At 40.1% G+C, this 15,006-nt stretch carries 13 protein-coding genes, 2 tRNA genes and 1 pseudogene; 14 read left to right on the forward strand and 2 right to left on the reverse strand.

Going from position 1 to position 15,006, the window contains the following annotated elements; all coding sequences use genetic code 11:
* Window positions 1-411 precede the first annotated feature (411 nt).
* From U0M88_RS00685 to U0M88_RS00735, 11 genes are all read left to right on the forward strand, one after another.
* Window positions 412-485 (forward strand) — tRNA-Cys (locus U0M88_RS00685).
* Window positions 486-489: 4 nt separating this feature from the next.
* A tRNA-Leu gene (locus U0M88_RS00690) sits at window positions 490-576 on the forward strand.
* Between the two features lie 134 nt (window positions 577-710).
* Window positions 711-2,834 (forward strand): replication restart helicase PriA, encoded by a 2,124-nt coding sequence (gene priA, locus U0M88_RS00695; RefSeq protein ID WP_331868598.1) that lies wholly within the window; start codon window positions 711-713, stop codon window positions 2,832-2,834.
* Between the two features lies 1 nt (window position 2,835).
* Window positions 2,836-4,047, forward strand: coding sequence for a 16S rRNA (cytosine(967)-C(5))-methyltransferase RsmB (gene rsmB, locus U0M88_RS00700; RefSeq protein ID WP_331868599.1), 1,212 nt, complete (start codon window positions 2,836-2,838; stop codon window positions 4,045-4,047).
* Window positions 4,048-4,086: 39 nt separating this feature from the next.
* Complete coding sequence (gene rlmN, locus U0M88_RS00705; RefSeq protein ID WP_321035582.1) at window positions 4,087-5,130, forward strand: 23S rRNA (adenine(2503)-C(2))-methyltransferase RlmN; 1,044 nt, start codon at window positions 4,087-4,089, stop codon at window positions 5,128-5,130.
* Window positions 5,131-5,868 (forward strand): Stp1/IreP family PP2C-type Ser/Thr phosphatase, encoded by a 738-nt coding sequence (locus U0M88_RS00710; RefSeq protein WP_331868600.1) that lies wholly within the window; start codon window positions 5,131-5,133, stop codon window positions 5,866-5,868.
* A gap of 1 nt (window position 5,869) precedes the next feature.
* Entirely contained in the window at window positions 5,870-7,534 is a 1,665-nt protein-coding gene (gene pknB / locus U0M88_RS00715; protein ID WP_331868601.1) for a Stk1 family PASTA domain-containing Ser/Thr kinase, read from the forward strand.
* Window positions 7,535-8,386 (forward strand): ribosome small subunit-dependent GTPase A, encoded by an 852-nt coding sequence (gene rsgA, locus U0M88_RS00720; RefSeq protein ID WP_331868602.1) that lies wholly within the window; start codon window positions 7,535-7,537, stop codon window positions 8,384-8,386.
* Window positions 8,383-9,042: a ribulose-phosphate 3-epimerase gene (gene rpe, locus U0M88_RS00725; RefSeq protein ID WP_331868603.1), complete on the forward strand. Its 660-nt coding sequence runs from the start codon at window positions 8,383-8,385 to the stop codon at window positions 9,040-9,042. Before rsgA ends, rpe begins: the two co-directional genes overlap by 4 nt.
* Complete coding sequence (locus U0M88_RS00730) at window positions 9,039-9,644, forward strand: thiamine diphosphokinase (protein WP_331868604.1); 606 nt, start codon at window positions 9,039-9,041, stop codon at window positions 9,642-9,644. The genes rpe and U0M88_RS00730 overlap by 4 nt, the downstream gene beginning before the upstream one ends.
* 19 nt (window positions 9,645-9,663) lie before the next feature.
* On the forward strand, window positions 9,664-10,932 hold the full coding sequence (locus U0M88_RS00735; RefSeq protein WP_331868605.1) for a hypothetical protein: 1,269 nt from the start codon (window positions 9,664-9,666) through the stop codon (window positions 10,930-10,932).
* Window positions 10,933-10,968: 36 nt separating this feature from the next.
* Here U0M88_RS00735 and rpmB read toward each other — a convergent pair whose 3' ends face one another.
* Window positions 10,969-11,160: a 50S ribosomal protein L28 gene (gene rpmB, locus U0M88_RS00740; RefSeq protein WP_117447068.1), complete on the reverse strand. Its 192-nt coding sequence runs from the start codon at window positions 11,158-11,160 to the stop codon at window positions 10,969-10,971.
* A 140-nt stretch (window positions 11,161-11,300) separates the two neighbouring features.
* On the opposite strand from rpmB, the gene mraY reads away from it, so the two are divergent.
* From mraY to U0M88_RS00755, 3 genes are read left to right on the forward strand one after another with little or no spacing between them, the layout of a single operon-like run.
* The gene (gene mraY / locus U0M88_RS00745) at window positions 11,301-12,272 is read left to right on the forward strand and encodes a phospho-N-acetylmuramoyl-pentapeptide-transferase (protein ID WP_168964411.1); all 972 of its coding nucleotides are present in this window, start codon (window positions 11,301-11,303) and stop codon (window positions 12,270-12,272) included.
* A 1-nt stretch (window position 12,273) separates the two neighbouring features.
* A complete protein-coding gene (gene murD / locus U0M88_RS00750) occupies window positions 12,274-13,590 on the forward strand; it encodes a UDP-N-acetylmuramoyl-L-alanine--D-glutamate ligase (protein ID WP_117447066.1) in 1,317 nt (438 codons plus the stop codon).
* Between the two features lie 3 nt (window positions 13,591-13,593).
* Window positions 13,594-14,418 (forward strand): undecaprenyl-diphosphate phosphatase, encoded by an 825-nt coding sequence (locus tag U0M88_RS00755; protein ID WP_117447065.1) that lies wholly within the window; start codon window positions 13,594-13,596, stop codon window positions 14,416-14,418.
* 26 nt (window positions 14,419-14,444) lie between these two features.
* Here U0M88_RS00755 and U0M88_RS00760 read toward each other — a convergent pair.
* Window positions 14,445-15,006 (reverse strand): annotated as a pseudogene (locus U0M88_RS00760) (tryptophan--tRNA ligase); the annotation flags it as partial.

Below are 15,006 nucleotides of genomic sequence, written 5' to 3' on the forward strand. Positions count from 1 at the left end.
AATCTCCTTTATATATCAAAGAATATCCCTGAATCTGACGCTATTCATGTTAAATCATCAACTTTTTAGTTGAATTTAGCGAAATTTTATTGGAGTTTCGTATTGCAGTTTATAATTCCCTCTTTCAAACTATAATACATCTTAAATACACAAACTAAGCTATGACAAAATAAATCTTTTTGTTATGAGTTGTAGCGGATACAGAATGCTACCATCCTTATCTTTAGTCTTTGCCGTTAGCGTATGACTGTGAAAGTAAAAAAGTAATTTCCCATCTGTGAAGGCAACAGGATGAACAATTAAATAATCATCTCATATTGTGGAGGAATTATTCTTCAAAATACAAACCTACAACAAAAATAAAAAGTTCTTGCATTTCTGTTCGATATTTCATATAATATCTAAGCAGCTGGTTCCGTAGCCAAGCGGTAAGGCAATAGACTGCAACTCTGTGATCATCGGTTCAAATCCGATCGGAACCTCCAATATGGGGTCGTGGCGGAATAGGCAGACGCAACGGACTTAAAATCCGTTGGGAGAAATCCCGTGTGGGTTCAAGTCCCACCGTCCCCACCATCTGAATGAAAAGCTCGTCTAGAGCTTTTTTTATTTTTCATAGAAAGCGGCTTGAGCTGCTTTTTTTGTTTCTATAGATGCAATTCTGATAGTTGTAAAGATGTCAGTAAGATAAGGTGTGCTATAATTAGTATATGTCTTATATTAATGTTTATATCGAACATAACTCTTTGGCATTGAATACAACATTTACTTATGCCTGTGATCAGAAAGTAGAAGTCGGATGTCGTGTGCGTGTTCCTTTTGGTGCACAGGATTTAATAGGCTTTGTGGAAAGTGTCGATGTCGTACCCAAAGTACAACATATAAAAACTGTGTTGGAAGTTATTGATACCAAACCTTTATTGAATGATGAATTGATGAAGCTGGCACATACGATTTCTCAGAATTATGTATGTTCCGTAATTTCTGTTTTAAAGACGATGCTTCCACCGGCTTTACGCCCTTCCAGTACAGAACATAAGATCATATATGAAGATTGGGCCATATTAAAGGATGAAACGGTTTCTTTGACTCCAAAACAAAGGGAAGCATTTCTTTTGATTCGAGATCAGCTTCCCATGAAAGCAAGCATTTTACGAAAAAAGATTTCTTTATCACGGCCATTATTTGAAAAAGGAGTCCTTGCCTTAGAAAAACGTGTAAAAGAAAGTGTTGTACCGATGGAAGAGATCGAGGATTCTTCGTTTGTGCTCACAGAGGAGCAACAAGCAGCGATCGAAAATATTGAAAAAGGAAAGAATTCGGTTTATTTACTGCATGGTGTAACCGGCTCCGGTAAAACCGAAGTCTTTTTACAGTTAGCACAAAAAGTATTGTCAAAAGGTAAACAGGTTTTATTCCTTGTGCCGGAAATCGGATTAACACCGATGATGATTCAACGAGTAAAGGCGCGATTTCAAACAAAGATTGCCATTTATCATTCCTCCTTAAATGCACAGGAAAAATATGAGCAGTATCAGCTGGTTAAAGAAAATAAAGTTTCTATCGTTGTAGGAACAAGAAGCAGTGTCTTTATGCCTTTTTCAAATTTGGGCTTGATCTTGATGGATGAAGAACATGATTCATCGTATAAGCAGGATTCTATGCCACGATATCATACAAGGGATGTCGTGATGGAGCGTGCTAAATTTCATCATTGTAAGGTGGTACTCTCCAGTGCTACACCGAGTCTGGATTCGTATGCTCGCGCTTATAAAGGGGTATATCAGCTTGTTTCTTTGACCAAACGAATCTCTTTACAGATGCCAAAGATTCATTTGGTGGATATGAAAACGCAAACTGTGGAAAATGGATTATCGGCTTCTTTGATCGCAGCCATCAAACAGGCTTTGTCTGATCATCAACAGGTGATTTTGTTGTTGAATCGAAGAGGATATCTTCCGATTGTAAAATGTAGTCAATGCGAAGAAACTTTTACTTGCCCGGATTGTGGCATAGCCTTAACGTATCATAAAAAAGAAGATCTTTTGATGTGTCATTGTTGTGGCAGAGTCTTTCACTTTGATCATACTTGTCCAAAATGTCACTCACATTCGTTTTATCGACTAGGCATGGGTACAGAAAAGCTGGAAGAAAACTTACAGCTGATGTTTCCAAATGCGTATATCGTGCGCATGGATGCGGATAGTACGCGTAAAAAAAACGCACATGCCAAATTGTTGAAGGAATTTGAAGAAAAAGGTGATATTCTTGTGGGAACACAGATGGTTGCCAAAGGTCTGGATTATAAAAGAGTCAGTGTAGTTGGTATCTTACAGGCAGATGCCAGTCTGGCGCGTATTGATTATCAAAGTGCCGAGACAGCCTATTCCATGCTGGAACAAGCCAGTGGCCGCTGTGGAAGAGGTGAAATTGAAGGTAATGTTTATATTCAGACATTTGAACCGGATCATTATGTGATGCAAAGTGTGATCCAACATGATTATTTTTCTTTCTTTTCCAAAGAGATGAAGTATCGTCATTTAGGAATGTATCCACCGTATGTTTATCTTTGTACGGTGATCTATCAGGATAAAAAAGAGGAAAAGGCCATGCAGGTGGCACAGGATGCCAAAGCTTATTTAAGTGATTTAAAAGTATTAGGGCCTATTTCCATATCAATGCGCCAACAAAAGGCCAGAGTTCGTATAGTGATCAAAGCTAAGGATAAAGCCCTTTTGACACAACGCGTATGGCAGCTGGTGCATCATCATATGCGCTTAAAAACAACGGTCAAGCAGGATATCAACATGTATCCATTTGGTTTGGAGGAGTAATATGCGATCATGGGTTTTAGATGCCTTGATGGAGGTCATCTGTCAGGGGCAGTATTCGAATTTGTATTTAAAACATCATTTACAGGAATGTGCACCAAAGGATCGAGCTTTGGCAACGCATATTTTTTATGGAACTTTACAAAATTATGGGTATTTAAATTATTGTGTGAATCAATATGTTAAAAAGAAGCTTCCCAATCGTGTTCGTATTCTTTTGTTAATGAGTGTGTATCAGCTCTTTTTTCTGGATAAAGTTCCGGCATATGCGGTTGTCAATGAAGCTGTTGAGCTGACAAAAATCAAAAATCCATCGTTTAGCGGCCTGGTCAATGCTTTTTTACATCGTGTGAAACAAAAGGATATTGTCTTGCCGGAAAAGGAAGAAGCACTTTCGATCCTGCACTCTGTACCAGACTGGCTTGTCTATATGTGGAAGGCGCAGTATGGAATCAAACAGACAAGGGAAATGCTATTGTGGACAAATCAGACCTTGCCAATCTATGTGCGAAGAAATGCGTTATACAGTACGATTGAAGATTTTGAAAAGTCGGAGTTTACAGCGGTACATAATGACTTGTACATCTATCATGGAAACGATGTCGCTGCCCATCCTTATTATCAACAGGGAAAGATGAGCATACAAGATATCGGAAGCTATGAAATTGCCTGTTTTGTTGATGCCAAACCGAATATGGATGTCTTAGATACATGTGCGGCACCGGGCACAAAAACCATGGCTATGGCAGAACGGATGAAAGATACAGGACACATTATAACGGTGGATCTGCATGCACATCGTGTAAAATTGATTGAAAACGATGCTAAGCGATTGCATCTGCATCGCGTAAAGGCAATCTGTAAGGATGCGCGTGATTTAGAGGATCTAGGTCTTTTTGATCGTGTCTTATGTGATGTTCCGTGCAGCGGTTATGGCATATTGGCACGAAAACCGGACATTCGCCTGCGGATGAAGTCAGAAGACATGGATGCTTTGATTCCTTTACAGCAGGAGATATTGGAAAGTGGGAGCCATCATGTCAAAGAAAACGGCATTTTGGTCTATTCGACATGTACGATCAATAAAAAAGAAAACGAGAAGCAGGTTCAGTCTTTTTTAAAGCGACATGCGGACTTTGTTTTGTTGGAAGAAAAGACGATTTTTCCAAGCCGTGGACAAGATGGATTCTATATGGCAAAGCTTGAGAAACGATAAGATTCTCTGTTATAATTTTTAGATGAATTGAGGTGGATTATGCAAAGCCTTTATGACTTTAATTATGAACAAATACAAGAATTGGCGAAAAGCTATGGATGGAAAGGATTTCGAGGCCATCAGATCTTTCAGTGGCTGTATCGAAACCGTGTTGACAGCATTGATGAAATGAGTAATCTCAGTAAAGAAACCAGAGAAATCTTGAAACGAGATTTTATCGTGAGCCCGTTGCATCTGGTGCGTAAACAAGTTTCTCATGATGGTACGACAAAGTTTCTTTTTGCCCTGGAAGATGGGGCGCTGGTGGAAAGTGTCATGATGCTTTTTGACTATGGAAAAAGTATCTGTGTAACCACGCAGGTAGGGTGCAATATGGGATGTGCCTTTTGTGCCAGTGGTTTAACCAAAAAGAAACGCAATCTGACAAGCGGAGAAATGGTGGCGCAGTTTCTTTATGTGCAAAAAGAATTAGATCAGACGCAGGATCGTTTAAGCCATATCGTTGTCATGGGAACCGGAGAGCCCTTTGATAACTATGAAAATGTTATGAATTTTCTTTCTACGGTCAATCACGATCGTGGCTTAGGTATCGGATCACGTCACATTACCATTTCTACCTGTGGTATAGTTCCCAGAATCTATGATTTTGCCAATGAGCATACGCAATACAATTTGGCCATCAGTCTTCATGCACCAAACAATGCGTTGCGTGATCGGTTGATGCCGGTCAATCATGCGTATCCACTGGAAGAGCTAATGAAGGCTCTGGATTATTATTGTCAGGAAAATAATCGTCGTTTAACATTTGAGTATATTTTATTAAAAGGGGTCAATGATTCCAAAAGTCAGGCACATCAGCTGGCAAAGCTTTTAAGAGGATATAATGCCTATGTTAATTTGATTCCATATAATGCGGTCGATGAAAAAGGCTTTCAAGGCGTTACCCATCAGGAAGCCATGGTATTCTATGATACCTTGATGAAAGATGGCATACGCTGTACGATTCGCAAGGAGCATGGCAATGATATTGATGCGGCCTGTGGACAGCTTCGTATCAAGGAATTGAAAAGAGGTCAAAACTAAATGAAAGTATATGCGAATACGGATGTAGGATGTACCAGACAATTAAATGAGGATGATTTTTGTGTTTTACAAAATCAAAAGGATGATCTGCTGGCCATCGTCTGTGACGGAATTGGTGGAGCGGCAGCCGGAGAAGTAGCAAGTGCTTTGGCCGTAGCTACATTCCGGGAGGAGTTTTTAAAGGTCGATTCTTTTTACTCGGATAGTGATGTGAATGCCTGGATCCAGAATACATTGGATCTTGCCAATGAACGGATCTATCAAAAAAGCATGTCGAACAAAAAAGAACGAGGCATGGGGACAACTTGTGTAGGTACGTTGATCACGCACGGAAAAACTTATATCTTCAATGTCGGGGATTCCCGTATCTATGCGTATTATGAGGATGGCTTGATTCAGATGAGTGAAGACCACAGCGTGATTGCTCAGTTAATGAAAGAAGGAAAGATCACCAGTGAAGAGGCAAAAACACATGCCCAGCGTAATACATTGACAAACGCATTAGGAGTCTGGCACGTGTTTCGTGTCGATACCAACAAGATCAAATCCAACTATAAATCGCTTTTGATCTGTAGTGATGGTCTGCATGGCTATGTTGAGCACGATAAGATCTTTTCAGTCATTCAAAATAAAAAGCTTTCCGTACCAAAGAAAGTAGATACATTGATTTCGATGGCAATCGATGCCGGCGGTTATGATAACTGTACGGTCATCGTGATCGAGAACGAGGAAAACTAATATGGCACAAACGATGATCCAACAGATTGCCAACCGGTATCAGATCTTATCATTGATCGGACAGGGTGGAATGGCTGATGTGTATCGGGCCAAAGACAAGATCTTAGATCGTATCGTTGCCATCAAAGTTTTACGCTCCAAGCTGAGTGAAGATCCTATGATTTTGGTTCGGTTTCAAAGAGAAGCCAGCGCAGCCTCCCGTCTTTCTCATCCCAATGTGGTCGATATTTATGATGTCGGAGAATTCGAGGGCCTGCATTATATCGTCATGGAGTATATTCGCGGACGAACGCTAAAACAGCTGATCCAGCAGCGTGGCGCCCTTCATTACAATGAAGCCATCGATATCATGAAGCAGTTGACCAGTGCTATTGTGGCAGCTCATCAAAATCACATCATCCATCGGGATATCAAACCACAGAATGTATTGATCAAAGACGATGGAACGGTCAAGATCACAGACTTTGGAATCGCGGTTGCCAGTGATTCGGTACAGCTGACGCTCAATAATGCGGTCATGGGATCGGCTCATTATCTGGCCCCGGAAACTGCACAGGGAAAAGAGCCATCGTATCAGGTGGATATTTATTCCCTGGGAATCGTATTTTATGAGCTGTTGACAGGAAGCGTTCCTTTTACCGGGCAGACACCTACGGAAATTGCGATTAAGCATTTGCGTGTCAAGATTCCTTACGTGCGTGATTTTAATCCGAGCATTCCTCAGTCGGTGGAAAATATCGTTTTAAAGGCAACAGCCAAAGATCCGCAACAGCGTTATCAGTATGCCCAGGAGATGTTGTACGATCTGGAACATTGCCGAGATCTGGAATATCGCAATATGCAGCGTATCGATATCGATGATCGACCTGTCAGTCATGTGGAAGTTGACAAGGGGCGCGTCAAGGTTCAATATGATGAAAACAAGAAGGAGCCTAAAAAAAAGAAGCGAAACAAGACGATACCAATCGTTCTTGGCATTTGTCTGGTACTGCTTGTTGGGACTGTCGGTATTTTCACATTACAGGCGACCGGTGTGATTTCAATTGGCGCCATCTTTGGACAGGCAACGATGCCGGATGTTGTGAATATGAGTCAGGAAGATGCCATGCAGGCATTAGAAGAAGCCGGTATAGCCTCATCTCAGATACAAGTGGAAGAAGAAGCTAACGATGCGGTAGAAAAAGGACATGTCATCGCATCGGATATCAAAGCCGGAGAAAGCGTTAGTGAAAACGAAACCGTTACGCTGACCATCTGTAAAGGTCCGACATTTCTGGTACCGGATTATACCGGTCAATATATTTCAGATGTAGAAGAACAATTGAAAGAAGAAGGTGTAAATATTGAGATCGAGGTTGAAGAAAAGCCGATGGCAGATACTAATCCGGGTTATATCTTAGAACAAAAAGGATTGGCTGTCGGTTCTCGTATCGATCCGGATGAAGAACAGACGATCACGTTTGTTGTCGCAGCCTATCCGCAGGTCACGATTTCTCAGGATTGGATCGGACAAAGCTATCAAAGTGTTTATCGGGAATTAAATGCGATGGGAATCGCGGTCGTACAAAGCGGCAGTGGTTCTACGATCGTCAATGTTTCACCGGCCGTAGGCAGTATCTATACACAGGAGGGATCAAACAGCTATATTACGCTGTACACAGAGTAAATGGAAAAGGGAAGAATTATAAAGATCATTTCAAATCAATATACGATTCAAATGGCGGATCGTATCATTGTCGCCAGTCCAAGAGGAAAGCTTCGCTTGGATAGAGCACCGGTTGTCGGTGATTTTGTGCAGGTGGAAAATTTGGATGGCAGTTACCGCATTCACTCCATTGAACCAAGAAAAAATCGCTTATTGCGACCGGCCATTGCCAATGTGGATCAGGCTTTGATCGTAACCAGTTTAAAAGATCCGGATTTTTCGGTCCATCTTTTAAATCGTTTGATTTTTCTGGTTTCTTTAGCGCATGTGGAACCAATCTTGATCATCACCAAGCAAGATTTGATCGAGGACATGGATATCTATACAACACAGTTTTCATGGTATCAAAAAGCCGGTTATACTCTTTTGATGACGTATCCGGGCAGTGATGATGAAGAATTAAAAAATATATTGAAGGATAAAGTCAGTGTTTTATGCGGGCAAAGCGGTGCCGGTAAAAGCTCTTTATTAAACCGACTGGAGCCAAGCTTTTCTTTACAGACGCAGGCAATATCTAAAGCTTTAGGAAGAGGAAAGCACACCACACGGTTTTGTGAGCTGCATAAAGTTGCACAGGGTCTGGTGGCAGATACACCCGGCTTTTCCAGTCTGGATTTTTCACGAATGGATCTTTCTTGCCTGGATGCGTGTATCAAAGATTTTAAACCGTATCTGCATCAATGTCGCTTTAATGACTGCCGACACATCCATGAACCGGATTGTGCTATCCAAAACGCAGTGCAGGAAAAACGAATCAATCCAACAATATATGAAGATTATGTACAAATCTTAAAGGAGGGCAATACGAAATGAATGAAAGAATCATAGCACCTTCTGTGTTATCTTTGGATTATTCCAAGATGACAGAACAAATTGCAATCCTGAATCAAAGTAAGGCAAAGTGGCTGCATTTTGATGTCATGGATGGGCATTTTGTACCCAATATTACTTTTGGCCCGGATATTCTAAAAGGCTTTAAGAAAAGCGCAAAGCAGCTTTTAGATGTACATTTGATGGTGACAGATCCCGAAAAGTATGCTCCTGTATTTATTGAAGCCGGTGCCGGCTGTGTAACTTTTCATACAGAAGCTTTAGATAATGATATCGATCGCATTTCCGCTTTATTAAAGAAAAATCACGAAATGGGTGTTTTGACCGGAATCGTTGTCAAACCTAATACTAAGATCGAGCCTTTTGAAGCCCTTTTAAATCAGGTCGATATCGTATTGATCATGAGCGTAGAGCCTGGTTTTGGCGGCCAGTCTTTTATGGAAAGTACATTAAGCAAGGTAACCTGGTTAAAACAGAAGCGAGAGGAAAAACAATTATCTTATCGCATTGAAATCGATGGGGGTATCAATTTAAATACCTTCCAAAATGCAATTGATGCCGGTTGTGATACTTTAGTGGCCGGAAGCTTTGTGTTTAAAGGCGATATCTGTGCGAATATCGAGGAGCTTTTAAAGTGAAACCTGCGGTGCTGGTAACACCCTTGACAAAGGAAATTCCAAATATAAAAGATGCCGATTATATCGGTGTGGATGCCGGTTGCCTGCGAATTTTAAATCAGGGACTTCCATTAGCCTTTGGTGTCGGTGATTTTGATTCCATGGACAAAGACATGTTGGAGGTGTTGAAACAAAGGGCTTCGCTTACGATTCATCCGGTTCAAAAAGATGAAACTGACAGTGAATTAGCTTTGCGCCTTTGTCATAAAAAAGGGTATTCACCTCTTATTTTGACAGGAAGCCTTCATGGGCGCATCGATCATACGATTGCCAATATTCGCCTGTTGATGTATCGCTATGCGGATCTGATCTTATGGGAGCCTGACCAAAAGATGTATTGTCTTTTGAAGGGCATACATACGATTCGCAGTTCTTACAAGCATATTTCCTTTTTTGCGATCGAAGACTCGATCGTATCGCTGGAGGGATTTTTATATCCTCTTCATCAATATGATCTGAAGCCGGACGATATCATTACCGTTTCCAATTCGATTGTAAAAGAACAAGGTATCATCGCCCTGGATAAAGGGAAGGTACTTTGTATTGAATCCAATGTACGCTAAATAGAAAAGGATAGTTATTATGCAGGAGATTCTAAGCAATATTCTATTAGGTTCTTTAGCGGTCATTTTCGGCTTTGTGATGCTTCTGGCACCGGATGGAGTCTATTTGATCCTGGTCAACTTATTATTGGTTGTTTTGGGAATCAGTTCATTATGGATGATCGTACGCTTTTTTAAACGAAGAAACATTCTTGATGTTGTTTCTTCTCTTTTTTCTTTTGTGATATTTGTGATTTTATCCAATCATCAAAGCATTCCGTTACATATACTACAAATTTTTTTTGGAGTTTATTGTCTTTTAAACGGAGCGGCTTTATTTATACAGATGGTGATCAATGCACTGAATAACAGTAAAGGGAAGTTTTTTCTTTTCTTGTTCAGCCTTTTCTATTGGATTTTAGGGATTTATCTTATTCGTGTTGATAAAGATCTAAAGATCCTGATTCGTGCTTTTGGTTTTTATTTAATGATCTTAGGTGCTCGTTATGTCAATGATGGTTTTGCCTGTGTGAATCCTTTGACCAAGTATGAGTGGAAACGAAAAGTACGAATTACCTTTCCGGCTTTCTTGTGCGCCTTCTTTCCAGATTGGGCTTTAACAGCAATCAACCATTATCTGGAAGCGGAAGAGCCTTTTGAACTGGAACAGAAGGAGCGAAATGCGAAGCATGATCTGAGCGTTTTTGTTCATGTGGGACCGGTAGGCTTTCAAAAGGTCGGCCATATTTGTTTTGCGTATAAAGGAATTGCCTACAGCTATGGAAATTATGACAGCGATTCTTTTCGCTTAAATCAGACTCTAGGCGATGGTGTATTCTTTAAGGTGCCGGTAGAGTATTATATTCCCAATGCGATGGAAGCTGAGCAAAATACGATCTTTGAATATGGTATTGCCTTAAATGAAGAACAAAGAGAGGTATTGGAAGCGCAGGTTCAGGAATTTGAGAATAACAGTTATCGCTGGTATTCTAAGATAGAAAGAGAAGATGGCTATAATCGTTTTGATACGTATAAAGAAGATTATCCTTCCCGTCTGCATTATAAAACCGGTGCCAAGCTTTATAAGTTTAAACAGGGAAAATTTAAAACCTATTGGGCTTTAGGGGATAACTGTGCTTTATTTACCGATCGTATCTTAGGTTGTCTGGGTGCGGATATTTTAAGTATTCGAGGTATCATATCTCCGGGTACCTATCTGGAGTGGCTGCAGAATGAATATTTGAAAAAGAACAGTCCCATCATTACCAGAACTTTATATACATTACATACAAAAAAAGACTTCGAATGAAGTCTTTTTTGTGGTACTTTATTTGTCCCTTCGCTATTAGATAGCGCCTTGTTTCTTTAATGTTCTTAAGGCACGCGCACTCACACGAACTGTCTGAGGTTTCCCGTCCACTACCAATCTAACTTTCTGCAGATTGACATTCCATTTACGACGAGTAGCACGCATAGAGTGAGAACGCTTATTTCCAGTTAAAGGACCTCTACCAGATACTGCACATACTTTTGACATGTCGCTGTCCTCCTTTTTCCTTTCTGCTTGCGAAATTGCTTATTTATGATATCATTTGTAGCTTATCTTTTCAAGAGGAAATTTCATTGTTTTTGTGATTGAGCACATGCTATAATGGAGAACGGAATGGAGAGATCAGCATGGACTTAGTATATATGCCTATAGGCTTTATTGCCAGTTTAGTTTGTATGTTTCTTCTTATGCCATCTTTTATCAGATATTTGCATAAGATCAAATTTGGACAAACCGAAAGAGAAGAGGGCTTGGCCAGCCATAAAGCAAAAAATGGTACACCTACAATGGGTGGGATTGCCTTTATCTTAGTACCGGTTGTATTATTTGTTTTATCTTCTTTTATCACACCTTATAAGATCGATATGAAGCTGTGGATCGTACTGTTGGCCTTTGTCGGGTATGGCTTGATCGGCTTTATTGATGACTACATCATTGTTGCCAAAAAAGACAATGCCGGATTAAAACCGGCTGTGAAGTTTTTACTGCAGAGTATTTTGGCAGTGGCGTTCTATATTATGTATTCTTCGCATAATCCGACAACTTTGTGGATTCCGATCGTAGATATTTCTTTTGATATCGGTTTCTTATACTTCTTCTTGATTTTCTTTATGTTTACAGCTGAAACCAACGCGGTAAATTTAACCGATGGTTTAGATGGATTGTGCGCCGGACAGATGATCATCGCTTTGATTCCGTTTATCGTTTTTGCGTACTTATCAAATGCCCTGAATCTGGTTTATTTACTGATTTTGGTTGAAGGGGCTCTGCTTGGATATTTGTATTTTAATAAGCATCCGGCCAAGATTTTTATGGGCGATACCGGCTCTTTGGCCTTAGGTGGTTTACTGGCTGCAGTTGCCATGGTTTTAAAACAGGAAATCTTATTGATCTTGATCGGTTTTGTGTTTGTGATCGAAGTTTTAAGCGTCGTGATCCAGGTGACATCCTTTAAAGCGACCGGAAAGCGTGTCTTTAAAATGGCGCCGCTTCATCATCATTTTGAAAAGAGTGGTTGGAAGGAAACACAGATCGTTCATCGTTTTTGGATAGTTGGTGTACTATTTGCGATTCTTGGGCTTTTGATAGGAGTGCGATAATATGGAAAAAGTCTTGGTGATAGGAGCTGCCCGAAGCGGCATTGCGGTAACTCGTCTTTTATGTAAGATGGGTTATGAGGTTTATTTGACCGATCAGAAGGAAATTGCGCAAAAAGAACAGATGCAGGCTCTAGGTGTACATGTGTTTGATCAGGGGCATCCGGATGAATTAAAAGAAATTCCTTATGCCTTTGTGGTAAAAAATCCGGGTATTCCTTATCGCGCTGCATTTGTACATTATTTTGTCAAAAAACAAGTTCCTATCTATACAGAAATAGAAATTGCGTATCGTTATGCCAAAAACTTCTCTTATGCGGCTGTGACCGGTACCGATGGCAAGACCACTGTCACAACTTTGTTGTATGAGATGTTGAAAACAGAAAAAAATGCCCTTGTAGCCGGGAATATAGGAATCCCTTTAAGTGAATTAGCTTTGGAATATAATCAAAAGGATTATGCCGTAGCCCTGGAATTGAGTAACTTTCAACTTTTAGGAATTGAAAGCTTTGCGCCCAGCGTTTGTGTTGTGACCAATCTGGCACCGGATCATTTGGATTATATGGATTCTTTGGAAGATTATTATCAATCTAAAATGAAGATTTATGAAAACTGTAAGCCCGATGCATGGTTTATCCGTAATGTAGATGATGAAGAAATTCGCAAGTATGCCAAAAATATTCCATGTGAAGTCATCGATTTTTCTTTAACTCGACAAGATGTAGCGTTGCATAGAGATGAAAAATACGCTTATTTGAATGATACGATCCTTTTTAAATTGGACGATCTAAAGATCGTAGGCGGCTTTAACTGTGGGAATGCGATGATGGCAGCCTGTATGGCATATCGTATGGGCGTTTCTGTAGAGTCTATTCAAAAAGTCATTTCTTCGTTTAAAGGTGTGGAACATCGTATCGAGTATGTAGATACGATCAAAGGTGTTCGCATTTATAATGACAGCAAGGCAACAAATACTCATGCGGTCTGCGCGGCTTTAAGTGCCTTTGATCAAAATGTGATCTTATTATGTGGTGGTAAGGATAAACATATTTCCTTTGAGGATCTAAAACAGTATGATCAAAAAATCAAACATTGTTTCTCTTTTGGCCAAACCAAAGATCATTTCAAAGAAATCTTTACGCATCAGACTTCTTGTGAAACGATGGAAGAAGCACTTCATAAAGCATATGACATGGCAAGTAAAGGTGATGTGATCTTACTGTCACCGGCTTGTTCCAGCTTTGACCAGTTTAAGAATTTTGAGGTTCGTGGAGAAATCTTTAAAGAGCTGGTAGAACAACTGAAAGAGAAGGAGAACTAATTTATGCAGTTTATTCTGGATATACTTAAATCCATTCTTTTTGGAATCGTACAGGGAATTACGGAATGGCTTCCCATCAGCAGTACAGGACATCTGATCTTATTGGACAGTGTCTTACCGTTGGAGCCAGCTGCCTTTTTTGAGGTTTTTAAAGTAGTTATTCAGTTTGGAAGCATCTTAGCGGTCGTTGTTCTTTACTTTCATCGCTTGAATCCCTGGAGTAAAAAGAAAAGTCGTGCCAGACAAAAAGAGACTTTTGAGTTATGGAAGAAAGTAATCGTAGGTGCTATACCGGCTGCGATTCTTGGGTTTTTGCTGGATGATATCATCGAGGGCTATTTAAGTGCGAATTTTATTATTGCGATCACATTGATTGCCTACGGTATCATCTTTATAGTTGTGGAAAAACATCCAAAGACACCAACCATTCATACACTCGATGAATTGGATTATAAGACCAGTTTAAAGATTGGTTGTTTTCAATGTTTGGCATTGATTCCGGGAACTTCACGATCCGGGTCAACAATCTTAGGAGGTCTTTACAGCGGTTGTACAAGAACGATTGCCAGTGAGTTTTCATTCTTTGTGGCAGTACCGATCATGTTGGGCGCCAGTGGTTTGAAACTGGTTAAGTATTTTATGGAATCTGGTTTCTTCTCCTTTGGACAGTTGATCGTACTTTTATTTGGAACCTTTATCAGCTTCGTGGTTTCTTTATTTGCGATTCGAGCCTTATTGAGTTATGTACGCAAGCATGACTTTACAGCTTTCGGATGGTATCGAATCGTCTTAGGTATCTTGGTTATTTTATTTTTCTACGTATTATAAAAAGGCGAGCGAGTCGCCTTTTTTGTTTATTTTGTAATGGTGAAACCTACTTTGCGATAGACTTTTTGTACTTTCTTATTCGCAATGATACCGGCTTTCTGTGCACCATTTTGTAGAACCTGATCAACTATTTTTCGATCTAAGACATCTTTATATTTTGTTTGAAGATCGGTTAGGAAATCAAAGACAGTCTGTCCGATTTCTTTTTTCAGTTCGCCATATCCTTTTCCCTGGTAGCGATTGACAATGCTTTCAATCGGTTCTTTAGAAAGTACGGATTGAATCGTTAAAAGATTGGCCAAACCTGGCTGGTTTTCCGGATCATATTGAATGATGCCCAGGGAGTCTGTTACAGCTGACATGATTTTTTTACGGGCAGCAGCCGGATCATCCAATAAATCGATTGTTCCTTTCGGATTAGTTTCCGATTTTGACATTTTCTTAGTTGGATCTTGTAGTGAATAGATTTTTTGACCAACGGTTGTCATCAATGGTTCCGGGATCACAAAGGTATCACTATAACGATTGTTGAAACGTTCTGCCAGATTTCGTGCCAGTTCCACGTGTTGTTTTTGATCGATACCTACC

This window comes from Faecalicoccus sp., assembly GCF_036552745.1.
In the GTDB taxonomy this organism is placed as follows: Bacteria; Bacillota_I; Bacilli_A; order Erysipelotrichales; family Erysipelotrichaceae; genus Faecalicoccus.